Raw genomic sequence first — 20,333 nt, 5'->3', positions numbered from 1 at the left:
GAGGCCCAGCTGCTGTGCGGTGACGGTGGGCTCGCGCAGTCCAGGCAGCGACCGAGCCGTCCCCAGCAATCCCGACCGTCACGGGACCTGGGCGAGCCCCCACAGGGACAGGGTGGTCACGAGCGGCAGGGCCGCCACCATGAGGCCGAGGGCCGTGGTGCCGCGGCTCCCGGCCGGCCGCTGGACGATCAGGGCGAGGGCCAGGAAGCCGGTGGTGGTGAAGGCGAGCACGGTGGGCGTGAAGGGGAACGCTCCGCCGCACACGCGCGCTGCCCACCCGGTGAGCGGAGCGTAGGTGCCGGCCCAGGCGGTGTCACACGTGGGACCCCAGTCGATCATCAGGTAGCCACCGAGGCTGCCGGTGACCACCCACACCGCAGCGAGGAGCGGCCGCGGCGACGTCACGACGGGCCGCCGCCGATGCCCGTGCGCACGGAGTACAGCTCGGGGAAGAACGTGAGCTCGAGCGCGCGCTGGAGGAAGCCGACGCCGGAGCTGCCGCCGGTGCCGGTCTTGAAGCCGATGGTGCGCTGCACGGTGCGCAGGTGGCGGAAGCGCCAGAGCTGGAAGGCGTCCTCGAGGTCGACGAGGTCCTCGCAGATCGCGTAGCCCTCCCAGTGGGTGCGCGGGTCGTCGTAGAGGGCGGCGAGCACCGGCACGAGGTCGGGCCGCTCGACCCAGGCCTCGCGGACGTCGCGGCCCAGGACGTCGGCGGGCACGTCGTGGCCGTGACGGGCCAGGAAGGCCAGCAGGGCGTCGTAGACGGTGGGGGTGTCGAGCAGGTCCTGCAGCTCCCCGCGCACGGTCGGTTTGGCGTCGAAGACGCGGAGCATGCGGGCGTTCTTGTTGCCGAGGATGAACTCCACCCCGCGGTACTGGTGGGACTGGAAGCCCGACGAGGGGCCGAGGGCGTCGCGGAACCCGCCGTACTCGCTGGGGGTGAGCGTGGCCAGCACCGACCACTGCTCGGTGAGGGTGCGGAAGATGTGCTTGACCCGGGCCAGCGCCTTGCGGGCCCGGTCGACGTCGTCGGCCTCGAGGTAGCCGCGCACGCCGCGCAGCTCGTGGAGGACGAGCTTGAACCACAGCTCGGTGGTCTGGTGCTGGACGATGAAGAGCAGCTCGTCGGGGTGGACCGGGTCGCTGACCGGGTGCTGCGCGGAGAGCAGCCGGTCGAGGTCGAGGTAGGTGCCGTAGTCCAGCGCCTCGCGCAGGTCGGTGCGGATGCCCTCCTCGAGGGGTCGCTCACCGTGCTCCAGGGCCATCGGGTCTCCTCCGGTCGGGGTCGACCCCCGGGTCGGTGGCCGCGGCCACGTCACACGGAGGCGGCCGTGCCAGAGCCTGCCACGCCGCCGGACCGAGCAGGCCCCGACTGTCGGTGGTCGCCCCTAGCGTGACGGGCATCGCAGCGGCACCGGGTCGCGGCGCGACGGGGACGGGGCGTGCGGTGACGCAGCTGACGGGATCGTGGCGGGAGCTCCGCCGGCGACTGGGCGACCGGCTGGCCGAGCTCGGGGACGGCGAGGTGGTGTCCCTCGGGCTCGAGGTCGTGGACACGGACACGGGCCAGAGGCCCGGCGTCAGGCTGACCGGGTGGGGTGCGGGCATGGTGCGGGCGGAGGTGGTGGCGGGTGCAGACGCCGACGCGGCCCTCCGCCGGGGTCTGCTCGACCTCGGGTGGCTCGACCCCGCCGCGGAGCCGGGCGAGGAGCCCGACGCCGCGGTCCTGGGGGTCCTCGACCGCCCGCGAGCGAGGGCCGACGAGCTGGCGGCGCTGGCCGTGCTCGCGCTCACGGAGGTCCTCGGTTGTCCTGACCCGGCGTTCCTCGTGACCGATCTCGACCTCCGGGGCCTCCGGTCGGAGGGCGGGCAGGAGCCGACACGGACGTCCCCGGCGCCGCTGGCCACGATGCCCGAGGGTGTCGAGCACCTGCAGGAGATGGTCGACGAGGTGCTCCTGGAGCTGTCGGAGGGCGAGGAGCTCGAGCGCGACGAGGACGGCGACGTGCCGGTCCGGGTCGGCCTGTCGACGGTGTTCGTGCGGGTCCTCGACGACGTGCCGGTGGTGCGCCTCTTCGGGTGGCTGGCCGTCGACCTGCCCGACCACGCTGCAGCGCTGCGCGAGGTCGCCCTGCTCGCGGCGCGCATGCCGTTCCTCCAGCTGCGGGCGGTGGAGGGCGAGATCGAGTTCGGCCACGACCTGCACGCCCTGCCCTTCGCGCCCATGCAGCTGCGGGTCGTGCTGTCGCGGATCATGCAGGAGATCGACGAGGCCGCGCGCGACACGGTGGCGCGGCTCGGTGGCCGGCGCTACCTCCAGCCGCCGACGGAGCCGGCGCCGGCAGCCCGCACGGCGGCCTTCGAGCGCCTGGCCCGCCTCGGGCCCGGAGCCGTCGACCTCGCGGAGGCCACGCCCCTGGCCGCCGTGGTCGAGCTCATGGCCGACGCCCGGCTCGCCCCGGAGCTGGTGGCCGAGCTGTTCGACCACGACCGGCGCCTCATCGTGGCCCACCTCGTGGGTGTGCGTGCCGGCCACCTCGACGTGACCGGCGTGGACGTCGAGGAGCTGCTCGCCGGCCTGCGCGCTGCGCTGCGCCTGGTGGTGTGGCGTCAGTCCCGCGAGCGGGAGCCCGCCCCGCCGCGTCCCGTGGTGGCCCGGAGGCGCGAGCGCCAGCTCTCGTTGCTGCCCGACGACGAGCCCGGGCTCGAGCTGTTCGACCCGGGGGAGGAGGCGCGCTGGGCCTGAGGACAGGCGTGGCTGCGACCACCCCGACGGGCCCTTGCGCCGTGCTCCGCGCGGACTACCGTCGAGAAGGCCGGTGAGCGCGGCACCAACGAGGGTGCGGCGTGATCGCCGGCGGCACGGAGAGGACGCGAGATGAGCGACTACCAGGTGGTCAACCCGTCGACGGGCAAGGTCGAGAAGGAGTACCCGACGGCGACTGATGCCGAGGTGCAGGACGCGCTGGCGCGCTCGCACGCGGCGTACGGCCAGTGGCGCACCACCGACAAGTCCGAGCGCACCGCGGTGCTGCACAAGGTGGCCGACCTCTTCGACGAGCGCATCGACGACCTCGCCGCGATCATCGCCCGCGAGATGGGCAAGCCGCTGCGCGAGGGCAAGGGCGAGCTGCAGCTGGTCGCCTCGATCTTCCGCTACTACGCCGACGAGGGCCCGGGCCTGCTGGCCGACGAGCCGCTGAGCCCGTCGATGGGCGGCAACGCGGTCGTGCGCAAGGAGGCCGTGGGAGCCCTGCTGGGGATCATGCCGTGGAACTTCCCGTACTACCAGGTGGCCCGGTTCGCCGCGCCCAACCTGATGATCGGCAACACCATCCTGCTCAAGCACGCCCCCCAGTGCCCGGAGTCGGCGCTGGCCATCGAGCAGATCTTCCACGACGCCGGCCTGCCGGCCGACGCCTACATCAACCTCTTCGCCACCAACGACCAGGCCGCCGACATCATCGCCGACCCCCGCGTCGTGGGCGTCTCGGTCACCGGCAGCGAGCGCGCCGGCGCCGCGGTGGCCGAGGTCGCGGGCCGCAACCTCAAGAAGGTCGTGCTCGAGCTCGGCGGCTCCGACCCCTTCATCGTGCTCGACGCCTCCGACCTCGGTGCGGCGGTCAAGACCGCCGTGCGCGGACGCATGGGCAACGCCGGCCAGGCCTGCAACGCCGCCAAGCGCATGATCGTCGTCGACGACCTCTACGACGACTTCGTCGAGCAGTTCACGCAGAGGATGTCGGCCCTGCAGCCGGGCGACCCCTTCGAGGACGGCACCGGCTTCGGTCCGCTGTCCTCCGAGGGCGCCGCGCAGACCCTGGTCGAGCAGCTCGAGGACGCCAAGGCCAAGGGCGCCACCGTGCGCACCGGTGGCAACCGTGTCGACCGCCCGGGCTCCTTCGTCGAGGCCACGGTGCTCACCGACGTCACCCCCGACATGCGGGCCTACGGCGAGGAGCTCTTCGGACCCGCCGCCGTCGTCTACCGCGTGGCCGACGCCGCGGAGGCCATCGAGCTGGCCAACGCCTCCTCCTTCGGCCTCGGCGGGGTGGTGTGGAGCGACGACGTCGAGAAGGCCCAGCAGGTCGCCGACCAGCTCGACACCGGCATGGTGTGGATCAACAGCGCGCAGGGCACGGCCGCCGACCTGCCCTTCGGCGGCACCAAGCGCTCCGGCGTGGGCCGCGAGCTCGGCCCCTACGGCATCGACGAGTTCGTCAATAAGAAGCTCATCTACACCCCCCAGGGCTGACCCGGGGGGGGGTTGGCCCGCAGACCCGCGGGTGAACGGCGCACGACCGCACGGGGCCGGTCGGACGAACACCGTCCGGCCGGCCCCGCCTGGCGTGCGGGGAGCGGCAGCGGCGGTTTCCGCGCAGCCGCGCCGCGGCCTATCGTGGACGCCGAGACAGACGAGCCACGGGCGTGGCGCAGACGGACGGGGGAGGTGGTCGCCGTGAGCGGTGAACCTCCCAGTCGTCCCCGTCCCGCTGCCTGAGGTAGCCCCGCCCGCCGCGCCCACCGCCCGGCGCCGCCCGTCCGCGGAGGAGTCTCCCGTCATGTCCGAGCGCCCGTTCCTGCCCCTGCGCCACCTCGCCGGCCGTCGTCGTGCGCCCCACCCCGCGCCCGCCGCGCCCGCCGCCGCGGCGGCCCCCGACAGCACGCGGGTGGGCCACGAGACCCTCGTCGACGCCGCGGTCTACGTCGACGGCGACCGCGTCGAGTCGCTGAGCAGCCTCGCCGACACCTACCGCTGCCTGCGCGAGCGCGGCGACGAGGCCCCCGACGACGGCGCCATCGCCTGGATCGGCCTCTACCGCCCCGACCAGCACGACCTCGCCTCGCTGGCCGAGGAGTTCGACCTGCACGAGCTGGCGCTGGAGGACGCGATCCTCGCCCACCAGCGGCCCAAGCTCGAGCGCTACGACGACACCCTCTTCGTCGTCCTGCGCGCCGCGAGGTACGTCGACGCCACCGAGGAGGTGGAGTTCGGCGAGGTGCACGTCTTCGTCGGCCCCGACTTCGTGGTCAACGTGCGCCACAGCGAGGCCCCCGACCTGGCCGCCGTGCGCCGGCGCCTGGAGAGCAACCCCGACCTGCTGCGGCTGGGACCGGAGGCGATCCTCTACGCCATCCTCGACCGGGTCGTCGACGGCTACGCCCCGGTCGTCGCTGGCCTGGAGAACGACATCGACGAGATCGAGGTGCAGGTCTTCACCGGCGACCCGGGCGTCTCGCGGCGCATCTACGAGCTGACCCGCGAGGTCATCGAGTTCCAGCGGGCCACCGGCCCGCTGCTCACCGTCGTGCGGCGCCTGACCATGGGCTTCGCCAAGTACCGCACCGACGAGGAGCTCCAGCGCTACCTGCGCGACGTCGAGGACCACCTCGTGACCGTCACCGAGAAGGTCGACGGCCTGCGCCAGCTGCTGCGCGACATCCTCACCGTCAACGCCACCCTCGTGGCCCAGCAGCAGAACGAGGAGATGAAGAACCTCAGCGAGGTCAGCATCTCCCAGAACGAGGAGGTCAAGCGGATCTCGGCGTGGGCCGCGATCCTCTTCGCGCCGACCCTGGTCGGCACGGTCTACGGCATGAACTTCGACTCGATGCCCGAGCTGCACTGGCGCTTCGGCTACCCGATGGCCGTGGTCATGATGTTCATGGTCAGCGTCGTGCTCTACGTGGTCTTCCGCCGGCGCCGCTGGATCTGAGCAGACTGGATCTGAGCAGACCCGCGGGCGCCGGCGGACCACGCCGGGGTGGTGCTCAGGCGCAGTTGTCGCACTCGCCGGTGGGCGGGATGGCCATGAAGCAGGTGGGGCAGATGTCGGGCTGCGCCTCCTCGCGGTTCTTCTTCCGCTCGCGGGTGACGACCATGTCGTAGCGCGGGGAGAGCGCGGCGTTGCCGCCGTCGGCCGGGAGGGTGGCGTCGGCCCAGCGGTAGCACTCCATGCGGGCCAGGGCGGCGTGCTTCTCGCGGGCCAGCGGGTCGCTGATCGGGTCGGCGTCCTGCAGGCGCAGCACCTCGTCGTAGGCCTCGCCGACGGTGCCGTGCACGCCGTGGACCACCAGGGCGGTCAGCGGGGGCTCGCCGGCGGCGTGGACCTCGGCGGCGACGCGGGCCAGCACGCGCCCGATCCAGTTGCTGGGGTTGCTGCGGGTGCGCACGCCGGTGTCGGCCTGCAGCCGCCCGGCGAACTCGGTGTGGGTGATCAGGCCGTGGTAGGTGCCGGCCACCTCGGTCAGCACCGGGCGCGCGGCGGCGACCCAGACGTCCTCGCCCTCGGCGGCGGTCACGGGCTCGGCGGGCGCCTCCGGCTCGGAGGTCTCCTCCGGGTCCGGGGTCTCCGTCTCGTCGCGGTCGTCCTCGAGGGCCTCGTCGGGCTCCACGTCGGTCGGGCTGGCAGGGGTCGTCGTCTCGAGGCTCATGACGTCCGTACTGGAGCTGGCACGTGTCGGGCGTGGTCGCGCGGCGCCGTGCCCCGGCTCCCTCACCCTCGACTGTACGGCGAGGACGCCAGCCGCACCGAATGCGCCGGCCGACGCACCGGTGTGCCGGACGCCTTCCCGAGGCGACCGGCGAGGTTCACCCGCAGGACCACCCCGCGCCACCTCGGTGGTGTGGCCTCGGGGCATGACCGATCTCGGACGCCCTGCCGCCAGCCCCGCCAGCAACCCGGCCGCCAGCCCCGCCGGCGGCGTCACCCCCGCGCCGGTGGGCCGCCGCGCGGTGCTGCGTGCGGGCGCGCTCACCGCCGGTGCGCTGACCACGCTGGGCGCCACGAGCGGGGTGGCGGCCACCTCGCCGCAGGTGCGGCAGGCCGCGTCGGCCGGTGGGCTGGTGACGCGGCGCCTGACGCTGCCCTCGGGCGTGCAGAGCGGCGACGTCACCCCGCGCGCCGCCGTGCTGTGGGCGCGCTCGAGCGGGCGCGGGCGGCTCGTGGCCCACCTGCGCAGCGGTCGACGACGCCGTGTCGTCCGCGGTCCCTGGGCCACCGACGCCTCCGACCTGACCGCGAAGATCGCCCTCGACGGGCTCGCCCCGGGCCGGGAGTGGGAGGCCGAGCTGGCCTTCGAGGACGAGCAGGGCCGGCGCGGCGAGGCCCGGGTCGCGCGGTTCTCGACCCCGTCGCTGCGCCCGGCGGCCACCAGCTTCGTGTGGACCGGCGACACCTGCGGCCAGGGCTGGGGGATCAACCCCGACCTCGGCGGGCTGCGGGGCTACGCCGCGATGCACGCCACGCGTCCCGACCTCTTCGTCCACGCCGGCGACACCGTCTACTCCGACGGCCCGATCGCCGCGGAGGTCGTCGAGCCCGACGGGCAGGTCTGGCGCAACCTGGTCATCCCCGAGGTGACCAAGGTCGCCGAGACCCTCGCGGAGTTCCGCGGACGCCACCGCTACAACCTCATGGACGACAACGTGCGCGCCTTCTACGCCGACACCCCCGTCGTCGCGCAGTGGGACGATCACGAGACCACCAACAACTGGTGGCCCGGCGAGGTGCTCACCGACGAGCGCTACACCGCCGAGCGTCGCGTCGACGTGCTCGCCGCCCGCGCCCGGCGCGCCTGGCAGGAGTGGCAGCCGATCGCCGACCCCCGCGCCCACGGGCGCGGCAGCGGCTTCGCGGAGGCCCGGATCTACCGCAAGGTCTCGCGCGGGGCCCACCTCGACGTCTTCTGCCTCGACATGCGCACCTTCAAGGACCCCAACACCCCCGGCCTCGAGCAGGAGCGCACCAGCGTCCTGGGCCGCGAGCAGCTCGACTGGCTGGTGCGAGAGGTGCGCCGCTCGACCGCGACCTGGAAGGTGATCTCCGCCGACCTGCCGATCGGGCTCGTCGTGCCCGACGGCAGCGCCCAGGAGGGCCTGGCCAACCGCGATCCCGGCGCCCCGCTCGGCAAGGAGCAGGAGATCGCCGAGGTGCTCAGCGCCTTCAAGCGCCACGGCGTGCGCAACACCGTGTGGATCACCGCCGACGTGCACTACTGCGCGGCCCACCACTACGACCCGGCACGCGCTGGCTTCACCGACTTCGACCCCTTCTGGGAGTTCGTGGCCGGGCCGATCGCCTCGGGCACCTTCGGACCCAACGACCTCGACGGCACCTTCGGGCCCGAGGTGGTCTTCAGCAAGGTCGCGGGCACGCCGGGGGAGTCGCCGCGGGCGGGCAACCAGTTCTTCGGCCACGCCGCGATCGACCGCGCCGGGCTGCTGACCATGAGCCTGCGCGACCAGTCCGGCGCGGTGCTGTTCAGCCGCGATCTCGAGCCGCAGCGCTAGCGGCGTACGTCGTGCCGCGCCGGATCAGGCCGGGGCCGCGATGTTGACCAGCCACGTGACGCCGAAGCGGTCGGCGCACTGGCCGAAGACGTCGCCCCACACCTGCCGCTCCAGCGGCACGTGCACCTGGCCGCCCTCGGCCAGCGCCTCGAACCATCCGCGCAGCCGGGGCTCGTCGTCGCCGCTCAGGCTGAGGGTCACGGTGTCGCCGGGGGCCACGGTCATGCCCGGCGGGACGTCGGCGGCCATCAGCGTGACGCCGTGCTCGCCGCGCAGCATGGCGTGCATGACCTGGTCGGCGTGCTCGCCCTGCTCGCCCATCTGCGCGAAGGTCATCACGTCGAGCTCACCGCCGAAGAGCGACTGGTAGTGGGTCATCGCCTCGCGGGCGGTGCCGTGGAGGTGGAGGTAGGGGTTCAGCAGGACCGGCATCGGGGCTCCTCGGGTCGGCGGCGGTCGGGCAGTGGCGCGACCGGTGTGCGGGTGTGCAGACCGGCGGTGTCCCGTGGAGTCATCGGCGTGACGCCGGGCGGCGGTGAGAAGGGTCACCGGGTGTCGGCTTGATCGGCACCCGGGGGGCCGTGGCAACCTCGGTGCCTCCTCCGGCACACCGGAGGCACCCGGCCCGAGCCGAGGCCCGTCACGGCGCCGGGGTGACCCCAGCAGCACGCAGTGACGGGCGCGGGAGACCCGAGCAGGACGCCGCGGCGCAGCCGCGGCTCGGGGTGGAGCCGGAGCGACCGCGAGGGAGCACCGGCCGGGCACAGGCGCCCGAACCCGACAGGACCCCTTCCGCAGGCGATGCCTGAGGACCACCGATGACCCACACCCGCATGCGCACCCTCGGGGCGACCCTCGTCGCCGCCATGGCCACCAGCACGGTGCTCGGCACCGGGCTCACCCTCGACACCGCGCGCGCCGCGGAGGCGGCACCGGCCGAGCGCCAGAGCGCCCAGACCGCCCGGGGCACCGAGACCACCCGGACCGCCGACGCCCGCCGTGACGACGGCCCGACCCGTGCGGAGCGGATCCTGGGCGTGGCCCGCGCCCAGGCCGACGACGTCTACCGCTACGGCGCAGCCGGGCCCGACGCCTTCGACTGCTCGGGCTTCACGCAGTTCGTCTTCCGCAACGCCGTCGGCGAGGCGCTGCCGCACTCCTCGGCGGCCCAGGTCGACCGCACCCAGCGCGTCACCCCCGCCGAGGCCCGCCCCGGCGACCTGGTCTTCTTCTACGACGGCGGCGGGGTCTACCACGTCGGCATCTACGCCGGCGACGGCTACATGTGGAACGCCGCCAACTCCGAGGCCGACGTCGAGCGCACGAAGATCTGGACCGACCAGCGGTTCTTCGGCCGGGTGCGCTGAGCCCGGCACGCCCGTCCCGGACCGCCCGTCGGGGCCACTCGTCCGCGGCGCACCCCCCTCCGGCGCTCGCCCGGAGGGGGGGTGTTTCCCCAGATGTGGGCATCAGTTCGCCGGCTCCCGCAGACGTGGGGGGTGCACCGCCCTAGACTCCGAGGACCGGGCACCCCCACCCGGCTCTCGGTCTCGTGTGCGCGGAGGCAGCAGGTGCGGCAGGTGCTGGTCAGGTCCGGAGTGGTCCTCGGCGTGCTGGGCGCGCTCCTGGTGCCCTCGCTCTCCTCCCCGGCCTCCGCCGCGGGCGACGCCACCGTCGTGGTGCGCGGCACCGACCTGCCCGTGGGCGGCCCGATCGAGCTGTCCTACGTCGGGTGCGCGCGGCTCTACGAGCGCACGGCCGAGGTGCCGCAGCCGTTCGTCGGGCTGGGCCCCGACCAGGCGCCCGCGGGGGAGCGCAGCCTGCGCTACGACCTCGCCGGCGGCACGGCGCTGGGCTCGCTGAGCTACGCCCGCTCGATGGCCTCGACCACGACGTCGGGCCTCTCGGTGCAGGCGCCGCGCGGCGCCGCGGGCGTCGCGTGGGTGGGCTACCAGGAGCCCGCCGACTTCGGCACCACCACCTACTGGTTCGGCCGCGCCGACGTCTCGGCGCCCGCCGGTGCGTGGACCAGCGTGGAGACCACCGGCCTCACCTACACCTGGTCGCGCTACGACATGGCCACCCGCCGCGCCGTCGGCGGCGCCACCGCCGCCCCCTCGACGCTCGCGGCGATGATCGCCGAGCGCGGCGACGGGCCCGGCTTCCGCACGGTCGGCTTCGGCTGCGACGGCAACCGCTTCGCCCTCGACGCGCTGCGCGTCGGCGACGCCACCGGCACGACCACCTACGACCTCGAGGGCCTGACCACCACGACCGTCATGGCCGCTCGCCCGGCCCCGAGGGGCACGGTGCTCACCGGCGTCCTGCGCGACGGCTCCGGCGAGCCGGTCGTGCGCGGCACGCTCGTGCTCGAGCGCCAGGTCGCCGGCGGCTGGGAGACCGTGCAGGTCGTCCCCGCCGAGGCCGTCGACGCCACGGTCACCGTCACCCCGGAGCAGACCACGACCTACCGCTGGCGCTTCGCCGACCGGCCCCTGGCCGAGGGCAGCGTCTCCGAGCCGACCACGGTCACCGTGGCTCCCGGCCAGCAGCCGACCCAGCAGCCCGCCCAGCAGCCCACCCGGCAGCCCGCCCAGCGCTGACCCCTGCGGGCCCGGCCCGTAGCCTCGCCCCGTGCAGTGCCACCACTTCGACGCGGGTCGCTGCCGCTCGTGCGCCTGGATGGGTCAGGCCTACGACGACCAGGTCGCCGCCAAGCAGCGTCACTGTCGCGGGCTGCTGGCCGCGTGGCCCGACCTGACGTGGCTGGAGCCCCACCGCAGTCGCGAGGAGGGCTTCCGCAACAAGGCCAAGATGGTGGTCGCCGGCACGCTCGAGGCCCCGACGCTGGGGATCCTCGACCCGTCGGGGGCCGGCGTCGACCTGCGCGACTGCGGCCTGCACGAGCCCGGCCTGGCCGCCGCCCTGCCCGCCCTGGCCGACTTCGTCACCCGCGCCGCGGTGGCGCCGTACGACCTCGCGACGCGGCGCGGCGAGCTCAAGCACCTGCTCGTGACCCGCTCGCCCGACGGTGAGCTCATGGTGCGCTTCGTGCTGCGCTCCACCGAGCCGGTCACCCGGATCCGCAAGCACCTCCCGGCCCTCCACGCCGCGCTGCCCGAGCTGGTGGTGGTCTCGGCCAACGTGCAGCCCGAGCACAAGGCCGTGCTGGAGGGCGAGCGCGAGATCGCGCTGAGCCCGCGCGAGACGCTGGCGATGCGGGTCAACGGGCTCACCCTGCGGCTGCGGCCCCAGGGCTTCTTCCAGACCAACACCGAGGTCGCGGCCGCGCTCTACCGCCAGGGCCGCGACTGGGTCGAGGAGGTCGCCCCGGCCTCGGTGTGGGACCTCTACTGCGGGGTCGGCGGCTTCGCGCTGCACGTCGCGGCCCCCGGGCGCCTGGTCACCGGGGTGGAGGTCAGCGAGGAGGCGGTCGCCGCCGCGCGCGCCACCGCCGAGGACGCCCGGCTGCCGGGCCTGCGCTTCGAGGCCTCCGACGCCACGACGTGGGCGCAGGCGCAGGAGGCCGGCCCCGAGCTGGTGGTGCTCAACCCGCCGCGGCGCGGCGTCGGGCCCGAGCTGTGCGCGTGGCTGGAGGGCTCCGGGGTCGGCCACGTCGTCTACTCCAGCTGCAACGCCGTCTCGCTGGCCCGCGACCTGGCCGCGCTGCCGTCCTTCGCCCCGCGCCTGGCGCGGTTGTTCGACATGTTCCCCCAGACCACCCACCACGAGGTGATGGTGCTGCTCGAGCGCCGCTGACGGGTCGCTGACGGGTCGGGGGCGTGGGCCGGCGTGGCTAGAGTCGCGGCCATGGACCACCGCACCCTGGGCCGCACCGGCCGTGACGTCTCCACCGTCGGACTCGGCACCTGGCAGCTCGGCGCCGACTGGGGCGAGGTGAGCGAGCACGACGCCCGCGCCGTGCTCGAGACCTCCCTGGAGGCCGGGGTGACGCTGTTCGACACCGCCGACGTCTACGGCGACGGCCGCAGCGAGCAGGTCATCGGCCGCTTCGTGGCCGACCACCCCGACGCCGCGCTCACCGTGGCCACCAAGATGGGCCGCCGCGCCGAGCAGGTGCCGGAGAGCTACACCCTCGAGCACTTCCGCGGCTGGGTCGACCGCTCGCGCCGCAACCTCGGCGTCGACCGGCTCGACCTGGTCCAGCTGCACTGCCCGCCCTCGGCCACCGTGACCTCCGACGCCACCTACGAGGCCCTCGACACCCTCGTCGACGACGGGGCGATCGCCGCCTACGGCCTCAGCGTCGAGACCACCGACCAGGCCCTCGACGCGATCGCGCGCCCCCACGTGGCCAGCGTGCAGATCATCCTCAATGCCTTCCGGCTCAAGCCGCTCGACGCCGTGCTGCCCGCCGCGGAGGAGGCCGGCGTCGGTGTCCTGGCGCGCGTGCCGCTGGCCTCGGGCCTGCTCAGCGGGACCTACGACGAGACCACCACCTTCGCCGCCGACGACCACCGCACCTACAACCGTGACGGCAGCGCCTTCGACGTCGGTGAGACCTTCTCCGGGGTCGACTTCGCCACCGGCGTGCGGGCCGCCCAGGAGTTCTCCGCCCTGGTCGCCGAGCACGGCCCCGAGGGCGCCACGCCCGCCCAGGTCGCCCTGGCCTGGGTGTGGCAGCAGCCCGGCGTCACCACCGTCATCCCCGGCGCCCGCAACCCCGGGCAGGCCCGGGCCAACGCCGCCGCCGGCGCGCTGCCGCCGCTGGCCCCCGCCCTGCTCGAGGGCGTCCGCGACCTCTACGACGCGCGCTTCCGCGCCCAGGTGCACCACCGCTGGTGATCCTGCCCGGGCCCCGTGTGGCCGGGAGCGGCGGGCACGACGTACGGTCGGGGGCGTGGCCGAGGACTACTGCGAGCTGTGCGACCTGCCGCTGAGCACCTGTGTGCACGGGATGCCGAAGCGTCCCCCCGAGCCCGTGGCGCCGCCCAAGGCGACACCGGTGCGCCGCCGCAGCACGGCGGCCCCCTCGGGGTCCACCGCGCGGGTGCCGGGCTCCTCCAAGTCGGCCGCCGCACCGGCCAAGCCGCGGCGCCGCACCCACCAGGACGACTTCAAGCCCTACATCATCCGGGTGCTGCAGGAGGTCGGCGGGGAGCGCGAGGCCGAGCTGGTGATGCTCGAGCTCGAGGAGCGCATGGCCGAGGTGCTGCGCGAGGGTGACCGCGAGGTCGGCCCCACCGGTGAGGTGCGCTGGCGCACCGCCGTGCGGTGGGCGCGCAAGGAGCTCGCCGACGACGGCTTCCTGGTGGCCCCCCGCCCGGGCGTGTGGCAGCTCACCGACCGCGGCGCCGAGCTGCCCGCCGACGCCCTGGACTGACCCCGCCGCGCGGCCGGGCGCCGCTCAGGGCACGGCGACGGCGATCTCGTCGCCGAGCCGCGCGCCGCGCAGCAGCCCCATCTCGTCGCCCGACCAGAACATGCCGGGGTCGTAGAAGTTCGTGGGGCGGTCGTCGTCGAGCAGCCCCATCGCGGTGTAGGTGGCGGCGACCACCTCGGCGCAGTAGGTCAGCTCGGCCGGGGCGGCCCGCCGGATCCGGCCCCGCGCCCAGCGCCCGGCCAGGGCGACCGTCGAGGGGAACGGCGTGCCGTCGAGGCGGGCCACCGTGCGCAGCACGGCGTCCTCCATCTCCCGGGTCACCGCGGTGTCGAGCTGGCGCAGCCAGGCGCGCTGCTCGTAGCGCCCGCACCACTGCTGCACCGCCTCGCGCAGGTCGTGCAGCTGCACCCCGCGCTGGTGCTGCCCGGTCCACACGTCGCGCAGGCCCTTGCCCAGCTCGGCGTGCCACATCAGCGGCGGCAGGTCGTCGAGCACGACCGCCATGCCGACGTGGTTGACCGGCGCGTTGGTCAGCACCCGGATAGCGTGGTCGGCGGTGGAGCGCCCGCGGAAGAGCCACAGGTCGCCGGTGCGCGTGAGGTCCACGGCCACGTCGAGGGACAGCGGGGCGGACGGCGAGGACATGAGGAGGAGTCTGCTCGATGAGGTCGACGAAGGTGTGGAGGCTGCTCGGCGTCGCCGGGCTCGCCGGGGTCGCGGCCACCGGGGTGGTCGTCGCGCGCGACCAGCGGCGCCGCTCGACCCTCGGCGCCGACGAGGTCCGCGCCCGGCTGCACGAGCGGTTGGCCCAGGCCGACGGGGCCGAACGAGTCGACGGGGCCGAACGAGCCGACGGGGCTGAACGAGCCGACTGAGCCTGTTTCGCTAGCGAAACCGTGGTGCGCGTGGTCCGGCGCGGCCGGCACCGGCGTGTCCCGCCCGGGCGCCGGTGTCCTGTGGATCGCCCCGCCCGCCTGTCGGCGTCGCGACGTACGGTCCTGCCATGGACCTGAGCGACGCCTTCGCCCTCGCCGAGCACCTGCTCGAGCGCCACGGGCCGCCGGGGTGGAGCGTGGAGCTCGACTCCGCCAAGCGTCGGGCCGGGGTGTGCCGCTTCGGGCCGCGGGTGATCGGGCTCAGCGCCCCGCTGACGGTGCTGCACTCCGAGGCCGAGGTCCGCGACACGATCCTCCACGAGATCGCCCACGCGCTGGTGGGCCCGCGCCACGGTCACGACGAGACCTGGCGCCGCACCGCCCTCGCGCTGGGCTCCTCGGGGCGTCGCTGCGTGCCCGCCGACGCCCCGGGCGTCGAGCCGGCCTGGCTCGGCGTGTGCGCGGCGGGACACACCTCGGGGCGCCACCGCCGCCCCGAGCGGGTGATGACCTGCGGGCGCTGCTCACGCCGCTTCGACCTCGCCCACGTGCTGACCTGGACCCACCACGGCCGCCCAGCGGTGCACCACCCCAACTACGAGGCCGAGCTGGCCCTGCTGCGCACGGGCGGTCGACCCACCCGGCTGCCGGTCGGCTCCCGGGTGCGGGTCACGGTCGCGGGGGAGCACCACGGCCGGGTCGGCGTCGTGGTGAAGGTCGGCCGCACGAGCTACCACCTGCGCGCCGGCCGGGCGGTGCTGCGCGTGCCCTTCGCCTGGGTCGAGTCGGTCTGACCCGTCGGCGCTCGCCGCGCCGGTCGCCGCGCCGGTCTCCCCCCGGGTGAGCACCACGGCGCGGCCCGGGTGCTCCACTGGTCGCGTGTGCTTCTCCCTCCAGGCCGACCTCGTCGCCGGCGCCGTCGTCCTGCCCCTCGGCGCCCTGGCCCTGCGCGAGGTGCGCGCGCCCCGCGAGCTGCCGCTGGCCGCGCTGCCGGTGCTCTTCGCGGTCCACCAGCTGGTGGAGGCCCTGGTCTGGGCCGGTGCCGACGGGCTGGTCTCCGACACCACCGCCCACCGCGCCGCGCTGGCCTACGTCGTCTTCGCCCTGCCCTTCCTGCCGCTCTACCTCCCGCTGGCGGTGCTCCTGGTCGCCCGGCCCGACCGGCGGGGTCTCGTCGCGCCCTTCGTGGCGCTCGGGGGAGCCGTCGGCGCCTACATGGCCTGGCACCTGTGGACGGGCGGGGTGCGGACCACGGTGCGCGACCACGCGATCGTCTACTACGTCGGCCTCGGCGAGCCCGAGATCTCCACCGGCCTCTACATCGTGGCCGTGGTCGGCGCCTGCGTCCTGGCCGGCCACCGGTGGATCACGGCCTTCGGCCTGGCCAACCTCGTCGGCCTGCTCGTCGTCGGCTACGCCTACGCCGACGCGTTCGCCTCGCTGTGGTGCGTCTGGGCCGCGGTCTCCTCGGTGCTGATCCTGGTGCACCTCGCGCGGGTCGAGCGTGGGACCGACCCGCGCGGTGACGGGGAGAGCCTGCAGCCACGCACGGACGCCGCCCGGTGAGCGGCCCGCGCGAGCGGCTGCTGGCCGAGCGGGAGCGGGTGGCCTCGCGGCTGCGCGACCTCGAGGGCGACCACCGCGGTGTGGTCGAGGCCTCCCGCGACACCAACGCCGACGACGAGCACGACCCCGAGGGCGCCACGATCGCCTTCGAGCGCTCCCAGGTCGACGCGTTGGCCAGGCAGGCGCGCCACCACCTCGACGAGGTCGACGCCGCCCTGGCCCGCGAGGCCGCCGGCGACTACGGCCGCTGCGAGCGCTGCGGCAGCGAGATCCCGGACGAGCGGCTCGACGTACGGCCCACGGCACGGACCTGCGTGACCTGCGCCTGACCCCGGGCCACCGGCGCGACGCGCCCGGGCTGCGCCGGGCCCCCGTGTCGATCGACACAGCGCACGGGGTTGGGCGTCGCGACGTCGGCTCCATACTGGGAGACGTATGGCTGACGAGACCCCCACACCCCAGAAGCTCGACATCGACTGGCTGAAGACCGCCGCCGGTGCGCTCGCCGCAGTGTCCTCCGCGGTGCTGCTCTCGACCCTGGGTGCCGCCGGCACCCTCATCGGCGCCGCGGTCGGCTCCGTGGCCGCGACCGTGGGCACCGCTCTCTACTCCGAGGGTCTGGCCCGCAGCCGTGCCGCGGCCGCGAAGGCCCAGGAGGCGGCCCTGTCGAAGGTCGGCATCGCGCAGGCGGAGGTACGCCGCGCCGGGCGCAGCGACGCCGACACCGCGGCCGTCGGGGCCCACCTGGACCACGCCGACGAGAAGCTCGCCGAGGCCAAGGCCGGCCTCGACGAGGCCGTGCTGGAGTCGCGCACCGGCTGGCGCGACCGGCTCGCCGGCCTGCCGTGGAAGCGGATCGCGATCCTGGCCGCCGGCATGTTCCTGGTCGTCATGGTGGCGCTGTCGCTCTTCGAGGTGGTCTCGGGACGCTCGGTCTCCAGCTACACCGGCGGCAGCGACCGCGACGGCGGCACCACGATCTCCCGCCTCACGGGCGGCTCGTCCTCCGGCGACGACGAGCCCACCCGGGACCCCGGCCAGGGCAGCGACCCGTCCGGCGCCTCCACCCCCACCGCCGACCCCACGGCCGAGCCCACCGACGACCCGACCGCCGAGCCGAGCGACGAGGTCACCGACGAGCCGACGGAGGAGCCCACCGACGAGCCGACCGAGGAGCCGACCACGGTGCCCTCCACGACCCCGACCCCCAGCGCCGTCCCCACACCGACGCCGACCTCCTGACCGCTCCTCGAGGGGCCGAGCCCCTCAGTCGTGCTCGGGCGGCCGGGGATCAGCCACGAGGTGTCGACTCCCGCCCGATCTGCTCTCGCGCCAGACGGGCCAGGTCCTCGAGCCAGACGCGGTTGGTCAGCCCCAGACCGGTCGGGTCCAGACAGAACCCCGCCCGTTGCATGGCCTCTCCCAGCTCGTCGTCGGTCAGCCCGGCGGCGAGGAGCTGCTCGACCTGGTCCAGCAACTCGGGGCCCGCGTCCGGTTCGTCGCGGAAGAAGTCCTCGACGACGCCCTGCGGCGTCTCGAAGTCGTAGGGCCAGTCCTGGTGGAAGTAGGCCCCACCGAGCTGCTCGAAGGCGGGTGTACGTGGCATGGCAATCTCCTCTAGACATCGGGAAAAGCGGTCAGGACGCGCCATCCGTCGTCCATCCTGTGGTCGCGGACGAGTACCACCCGGACGTTCGACGTCGTGTGGTGTGCAGTTCTGCTGACAGTCACGCCCGTGACGTCGTCCAGCGTGGCGTGCAGCGTGAGTTTGCCCGAGCCGGCGGTCAACCACTCGGCCACGTCATCGCCCCGCATCCTCAGCGCTTGAGCGATCGCGCGCTCCGCCGCTGGGACATCCGCGAACGAACTGGCAAAAGAGATCCCAGGCTGACTCCGAAGGCGTGCCAGCAGATCCTCGAGAGTCTTGCCCACGTGCCGCTCGATCGTGTGCGACCCGCGCACCTCGTGCGTGCGCAGCCACCCTGGGCCGGGGTCCCAGGGCCTGGGGGCGACGACCCGGATCTGCCCCGCCTCGTCGGAGAGCCCACCGGAGCGGGCGTAGCGGAACTTCTCCAGCCGGCTGCGGGCGACGGTGACGCGGACGGCGGTGTTGCGCACGGAGGCGGCGAGCACCTCGTTGGCGGCCCGCAGCCGGGCCGCCACGGCGAGGACGTCGGGGGTGATGGCGGCGACGCGGGTGCCGGTGAGGGCGGTGGCGCCGACGGTGCCGCCTCCGCCGGTGACGGAGTTGAGGAGCATGCCGGCGCCCTGGATGACGACGGTCTCGGCCAGCAGCTGCACGACGAGGGCGACGACCTCGGCCCGGTGGGACTCGACCTGGTCGGCGTACTGCTCGCAGGCTCGGCCCAGGCCGTAGGCCTCCTCGGCGATCGCGGCGAGCTGGTCGGAGACCTCCTGGCAGGCGTCGACGGCGAGCGGGATCTCGGGGGACAGCTCGCCCCCGAGGCCCCGGACCGCGGCGTCGCAGTCGGCGGTCAGGTCGGCGACGGCGCGCGCGCAGTCGACCCACGTGGCGCCCGCGGCGCGCAGCTCGCCGACGTCGGCGCTGGGCCACGCGAAGCCCTGGATCAGGTCGATCACCCAGCCCAGCCCCGTGGGGACGGCCGACCAGTCGCCGCCGAGGGCGGTGGGCGGCGGGCAGGGCATCGCGCCGACCCAGCCCAGGTCGCCCGGCCCGCCGGCGGGGGAGACCTCGCCGTCGGGCGCGACGACCGACCCCGGCACCACCACACCGCGGAGCACGGCCCCGGCCTCGGCCCGCTCGTGCTCGGCGCGTGACGTCGCGGTGAGCCGGCCCAGGCAGGCCAGGGCCGTCACGCAGTCGCCGAGCCCGGCGACGACCTCGGCGGCCGCGGTGTCGTAGGCCGCTGCGAAGTCGGCGGACGTGGCGTCGTCGCCGGCCATGCCGCCGAGACCGGAGAGGGCGTCGGTGAGGTCGTCGAGGTGCTCCGCGCAGCGGCGGTTGCCGGTGGCCAGGGCGCGCTCGGCGGTGAGGAAGCCCGCGCCGTCGACGTCGATCCTCACCGCACGGCCCCCCAGGCCGCGAGGTTGGAGGCGACCGCCGCCTCGTAGCGGTCGTGGGCCACGCCCGCGGCCGTGCGCAGGTCGGCGAGCGCCTCCCGCATCTCGTCGTACGCCGCGGTCCAGCGCGCATGCGCCTGGTCGTGCGCGTCGGCGGCGGCGCCCGTCCACGTGGCGTCGAGTCGCGCCACCCGGGCCGCGACGCGGTCGAGCGCCGCGTCGAGCTCGCGCTGGGTCGCACCGGCCGCGTCGACGACCCGCTGGAGCTCCGCGAGGTCGACCCGGAAGCCGCTCACCGGGAGCCTCCGACGCCGCTCCCGTCGAGCCGGGCCGCCAGCGCTGCGAGTCCGTCGGCCACACCGACGTCGAGGTCGGTTACGTCGCGGTGGTGCCGCGCGATCCGGTCGGCGGTCTCGTCGAGGGCCGCGACGACCGCGTCGGCGGCCCCGGCCCAGTCGGCCCAGGCGACCGCGAAGGAGTCGGCGGCCCGGCCGCGCCACACGGCGTCGAGGAGCCCGTCGACCTCGCGGCCGAGGCGGGCCCGCGAGCGGGCGAGGTCGGCGGCCACGTCGCGCAGGTCGGCGACCGCGGCGTCGGTGGCCGCGTGGTCGAGGGCCAGCGTGCCGGCGGGGCCGGTGGTGCCGGCGGGGGCGTCGAGGGGCATCGGATCTCCCGAGAGGTCGTCGTAGGACCACCCTGACCCGAGGGGGAGCGCCGCGACAGCCCCGGTCGCCGATCTGTGGACAACCCCGCGGGAGGGGTCAGACGAGGTCGCCGGGGTCGGCCGGCACGTCGACCGACTGCGAGCGCAGCGCGTCGAGGGGGATGATCTCGAGGGCCCGCTCGCTGGTCGCGGCGAGCACGACGGGGGCCGCGACGCCGTCGTGGAGCGCCTGGAGCCAGCGCACGGCCACCACGCACCAGCGGTCGCCGGGGTGCAGCCCCGGGAAGCCCCACTCGGGGCGCGGGGTGGCCAGGTCGTTGCCGACCGAGCGCTGGTGGGCGAGGAACTCCTCGGTCATCACCGTGCACACCGCGTGCAGGCCCACGTCGGCCGGGCCGCAGGTGCACGTGCCGTCGCGGTGGAAGCCGGTCATGGGCTCGGTGCCGCAGGGCTCGAGCTCGCCGCCGAGCACGTTGAGCTCCGGTGTGCCCTCGGGTCGCATGGCGCCACTGTGGCAGGTCCGGCGGCTCCGCGGACAGTGTTCGCGGC

General features: G+C 74.9%; 24 protein-coding genes. 14 read left to right on the top strand and 10 right to left on the bottom strand.

Going from position 1 to position 20,333, the window contains the following annotated elements; translation table 11 throughout:
- Window positions 1–78 precede the first annotated feature (78 nt).
- Both IR170_RS10840 and IR170_RS10835 read right to left on the bottom strand, forming a co-directional pair.
- Entirely contained in the window at window positions 79–405 is a 327-nt protein-coding gene (locus IR170_RS10840; protein ID WP_193663210.1) for a hypothetical protein, read from the bottom strand.
- Window positions 402–1,265 (bottom strand): tryptophan 2,3-dioxygenase, encoded by an 864-nt coding sequence (locus IR170_RS10835; protein ID WP_193663208.1) that lies wholly within the window; start codon window positions 1,263–1,265, stop codon window positions 402–404. Before IR170_RS10835 ends, IR170_RS10840 begins: the two co-directional genes overlap by 4 nt.
- Window positions 1,266–1,300: 35 nt before the next feature.
- Between IR170_RS10835 and IR170_RS10830 the strand changes: the two genes are divergently transcribed.
- The 3 genes from IR170_RS10830 to IR170_RS10820 all read left to right on the top strand — a co-directional run bounded on the left by IR170_RS10830 (window position 1,301) and on the right by IR170_RS10820 (window position 5,717).
- Window positions 1,301–2,746, top strand: coding sequence for a T3SS (YopN, CesT) and YbjN peptide-binding chaperone 1 (locus tag IR170_RS10830; protein ID WP_406603379.1), 1,446 nt, complete (start codon window positions 1,301–1,303; stop codon window positions 2,744–2,746).
- A gap of 132 nt (window positions 2,747–2,878) precedes the next feature.
- A complete protein-coding gene (locus IR170_RS10825; protein WP_193663205.1) occupies window positions 2,879–4,255 on the top strand; it encodes an NAD-dependent succinate-semialdehyde dehydrogenase in 1,377 nt (458 codons plus the stop codon).
- Between the two features lie 307 nt (window positions 4,256–4,562).
- Window positions 4,563–5,717, top strand: coding sequence for a magnesium and cobalt transport protein CorA (locus IR170_RS10820; protein WP_193663203.1), 1,155 nt, complete (start codon window positions 4,563–4,565; stop codon window positions 5,715–5,717).
- A 55-nt stretch (window positions 5,718–5,772) separates the two neighbouring features.
- Here the strand turns inward: IR170_RS10820 and IR170_RS10815 are convergent, their stop codons facing one another.
- Entirely contained in the window at window positions 5,773–6,435 is a 663-nt protein-coding gene (locus IR170_RS10815) for a hypothetical protein (protein WP_200919257.1), read from the bottom strand.
- 205 nt (window positions 6,436–6,640) lie between these two features.
- On the opposite strand from IR170_RS10815, the gene IR170_RS10810 reads away from it, so the two are divergent.
- Entirely contained in the window at window positions 6,641–8,293 is a 1,653-nt protein-coding gene (locus IR170_RS10810) for an alkaline phosphatase D family protein (RefSeq protein ID WP_193663201.1), read from the top strand.
- A 24-nt stretch (window positions 8,294–8,317) separates the two neighbouring features.
- On the opposite strand, the gene IR170_RS10805 is transcribed toward IR170_RS10810, so the two are convergent.
- Window positions 8,318–8,725, bottom strand: a complete 408-nt coding sequence (locus tag IR170_RS10805) for a VOC family protein (RefSeq protein WP_193663199.1) — start codon at window positions 8,723–8,725, stop codon at window positions 8,318–8,320.
- A 386-nt stretch (window positions 8,726–9,111) separates the two neighbouring features.
- Between IR170_RS10805 and IR170_RS10800 the strand changes: the two genes are divergently transcribed.
- From IR170_RS10800 to IR170_RS10780, 5 genes are all read left to right on the top strand, one after another.
- Entirely contained in the window at window positions 9,112–9,660 is a 549-nt protein-coding gene (locus IR170_RS10800; protein ID WP_193663197.1) for a C40 family peptidase, read from the top strand.
- Between the two features lie 213 nt (window positions 9,661–9,873).
- Window positions 9,874–10,896, top strand: a complete 1,023-nt coding sequence (locus tag IR170_RS10795; RefSeq protein ID WP_193663102.1) for a hypothetical protein — start codon at window positions 9,874–9,876, stop codon at window positions 10,894–10,896.
- Window positions 10,897–10,927: 31 nt separating this feature from the next.
- Window positions 10,928–12,052, top strand: a complete 1,125-nt coding sequence (gene rlmC / locus IR170_RS10790; protein WP_193663100.1) for a 23S rRNA (uracil(747)-C(5))-methyltransferase RlmC — start codon at window positions 10,928–10,930, stop codon at window positions 12,050–12,052.
- Window positions 12,053–12,103: 51 nt separating this feature from the next.
- The gene (locus IR170_RS10785) at window positions 12,104–13,099 is read left to right on the top strand and encodes an aldo/keto reductase (protein ID WP_193663049.1); all 996 of its coding nucleotides are present in this window, start codon (window positions 12,104–12,106) and stop codon (window positions 13,097–13,099) included.
- Between the two features lie 55 nt (window positions 13,100–13,154).
- Window positions 13,155–13,637, top strand: a complete 483-nt coding sequence (locus IR170_RS10780) for a winged helix-turn-helix domain-containing protein (RefSeq protein ID WP_319805022.1) — start codon at window positions 13,155–13,157, stop codon at window positions 13,635–13,637.
- A 24-nt stretch (window positions 13,638–13,661) separates the two neighbouring features.
- Here the strand turns inward: IR170_RS10780 and IR170_RS10775 are convergent, their stop codons facing one another.
- Entirely contained in the window at window positions 13,662–14,282 is a 621-nt protein-coding gene (locus IR170_RS10775; protein WP_193662956.1) for a hypothetical protein, read from the bottom strand.
- Between the two features lie 17 nt (window positions 14,283–14,299).
- Between IR170_RS10775 and IR170_RS10770 the strand changes: the two genes are divergently transcribed.
- From IR170_RS10770 to IR170_RS10750, 5 genes are all read left to right on the top strand, one after another.
- Window positions 14,300–14,512 carry a hypothetical protein gene (locus tag IR170_RS10770; RefSeq protein ID WP_193662928.1) on the top strand — a complete coding sequence of 71 codons (213 nt, stop codon included), beginning with the start codon at window positions 14,300–14,302 and terminating at the stop codon, window positions 14,510–14,512.
- Window positions 14,513–14,640: 128 nt separating this feature from the next.
- The gene (locus IR170_RS10765) at window positions 14,641–15,306 is read left to right on the top strand and encodes a SprT-like domain-containing protein (protein WP_056865771.1); all 666 of its coding nucleotides are present in this window, start codon (window positions 14,641–14,643) and stop codon (window positions 15,304–15,306) included.
- 85 nt (window positions 15,307–15,391) lie between these two features.
- The gene (locus IR170_RS10760) at window positions 15,392–16,078 is read left to right on the top strand and encodes a DUF6629 family protein (RefSeq protein ID WP_193662927.1); all 687 of its coding nucleotides are present in this window, start codon (window positions 15,392–15,394) and stop codon (window positions 16,076–16,078) included.
- Window positions 16,075–16,407, top strand: coding sequence for a TraR/DksA family transcriptional regulator (locus IR170_RS10755; RefSeq protein WP_193662926.1), 333 nt, complete (start codon window positions 16,075–16,077; stop codon window positions 16,405–16,407). The genes IR170_RS10760 and IR170_RS10755 overlap by 4 nt, the downstream gene beginning before the upstream one ends.
- Before the next feature lie 106 nt (window positions 16,408–16,513).
- The gene (locus IR170_RS10750) at window positions 16,514–17,320 is read left to right on the top strand and encodes a hypothetical protein (RefSeq protein WP_193662925.1); all 807 of its coding nucleotides are present in this window, start codon (window positions 16,514–16,516) and stop codon (window positions 17,318–17,320) included.
- A 49-nt stretch (window positions 17,321–17,369) separates the two neighbouring features.
- Here IR170_RS10750 and IR170_RS10745 read toward each other — a convergent pair whose 3' ends face one another.
- The 5 genes from IR170_RS10745 to IR170_RS10725 all read right to left on the bottom strand — a co-directional run bounded on the left by IR170_RS10745 (window position 17,370) and on the right by IR170_RS10725 (window position 20,286).
- Complete coding sequence (locus IR170_RS10745; protein WP_193662923.1) at window positions 17,370–17,684, bottom strand: contact-dependent growth inhibition system immunity protein; 315 nt, start codon at window positions 17,682–17,684, stop codon at window positions 17,370–17,372.
- 11 nt (window positions 17,685–17,695) lie between these two features.
- Window positions 17,696–19,123 (bottom strand): RNase A-like domain-containing protein, encoded by a 1,428-nt coding sequence (locus IR170_RS20320; protein ID WP_193662922.1) that lies wholly within the window; start codon window positions 19,121–19,123, stop codon window positions 17,696–17,698.
- Window positions 19,120–19,416: a WXG100 family type VII secretion target gene (locus IR170_RS10735; RefSeq protein ID WP_193662920.1), complete on the bottom strand. Its 297-nt coding sequence runs from the start codon at window positions 19,414–19,416 to the stop codon at window positions 19,120–19,122. The genes IR170_RS20320 and IR170_RS10735 overlap by 4 nt, the downstream gene beginning before the upstream one ends.
- Window positions 19,413–19,784: a WXG100 family type VII secretion target gene (locus tag IR170_RS10730; protein ID WP_193662918.1), complete on the bottom strand. Its 372-nt coding sequence runs from the start codon at window positions 19,782–19,784 to the stop codon at window positions 19,413–19,415. Before IR170_RS10730 ends, IR170_RS10735 begins: the two co-directional genes overlap by 4 nt.
- 97 nt (window positions 19,785–19,881) lie before the next feature.
- Window positions 19,882–20,286, bottom strand: coding sequence for a DUF2237 family protein (locus IR170_RS10725; protein WP_056865779.1), 405 nt, complete (start codon window positions 20,284–20,286; stop codon window positions 19,882–19,884).
- Window positions 20,287–20,333: the final 47 nt, after the last annotated feature.

The organism is Nocardioides kribbensis (assembly GCF_015070375.1).
GTDB lineage: Bacteria > Actinomycetota > Actinomycetes > Propionibacteriales > Nocardioidaceae > Nocardioides > Nocardioides kribbensis.
The sequence above is the reverse complement of the archived record's forward strand: the minus strand, read 5'-3'. Positions and strand labels throughout refer to the sequence as shown.

Excerpts from the sequence above, each read along its gene's own strand:
- IR170_RS10765 (WP_056865771.1), top strand. The coding sequence starts at position 14,641 with ATGGACCTGAGCGACGCCTTCGCCCTCGCCGAGCACCTGCTCGAGCGC.
- IR170_RS10825 (WP_193663205.1), top strand. The coding sequence starts at position 2,879 with ATGAGCGACTACCAGGTGGTCAACCCGTCGACGGGCAAGGTCGAGAAG.
- IR170_RS10725 (WP_056865779.1), bottom strand. The coding sequence starts at position 20,286 with ATGCGACCCGAGGGCACACCGGAGCTCAACGTGCTCGGCGGCGAGCTC.
- IR170_RS10750 (WP_193662925.1), top strand. The coding sequence starts at position 16,514 with ATGGCTGACGAGACCCCCACACCCCAGAAGCTCGACATCGACTGGCTG.
- IR170_RS10730 (WP_193662918.1), bottom strand. The coding sequence starts at position 19,784 with ATGCCCCTCGACGCCCCCGCCGGCACCACCGGCCCCGCCGGCACGCTG.
- IR170_RS10775 (WP_193662956.1), bottom strand. The coding sequence starts at position 14,282 with ATGTCCTCGCCGTCCGCCCCGCTGTCCCTCGACGTGGCCGTGGACCTC.
- IR170_RS10745 (WP_193662923.1), bottom strand. The coding sequence starts at position 17,684 with ATGCCACGTACACCCGCCTTCGAGCAGCTCGGTGGGGCCTACTTCCAC.
- IR170_RS10810 (WP_193663201.1), top strand. The coding sequence starts at position 6,641 with ATGACCGATCTCGGACGCCCTGCCGCCAGCCCCGCCAGCAACCCGGCC.
- IR170_RS10785 (WP_193663049.1), top strand. The coding sequence starts at position 12,104 with ATGGACCACCGCACCCTGGGCCGCACCGGCCGTGACGTCTCCACCGTC.
- IR170_RS10820 (WP_193663203.1), top strand. The coding sequence starts at position 4,563 with ATGTCCGAGCGCCCGTTCCTGCCCCTGCGCCACCTCGCCGGCCGTCGT.
- IR170_RS10770 (WP_193662928.1), top strand. The coding sequence starts at position 14,300 with ATGAGGTCGACGAAGGTGTGGAGGCTGCTCGGCGTCGCCGGGCTCGCC.
- IR170_RS10835 (WP_193663208.1), bottom strand. The coding sequence starts at position 1,265 with ATGGCCCTGGAGCACGGTGAGCGACCCCTCGAGGAGGGCATCCGCACC.
- IR170_RS10805 (WP_193663199.1), bottom strand. The coding sequence starts at position 8,725 with ATGCCGGTCCTGCTGAACCCCTACCTCCACCTCCACGGCACCGCCCGC.
- IR170_RS10815 (WP_200919257.1), bottom strand. The coding sequence starts at position 6,435 with ATGAGCCTCGAGACGACGACCCCTGCCAGCCCGACCGACGTGGAGCCC.
- IR170_RS10800 (WP_193663197.1), top strand. The coding sequence starts at position 9,112 with ATGACCCACACCCGCATGCGCACCCTCGGGGCGACCCTCGTCGCCGCC.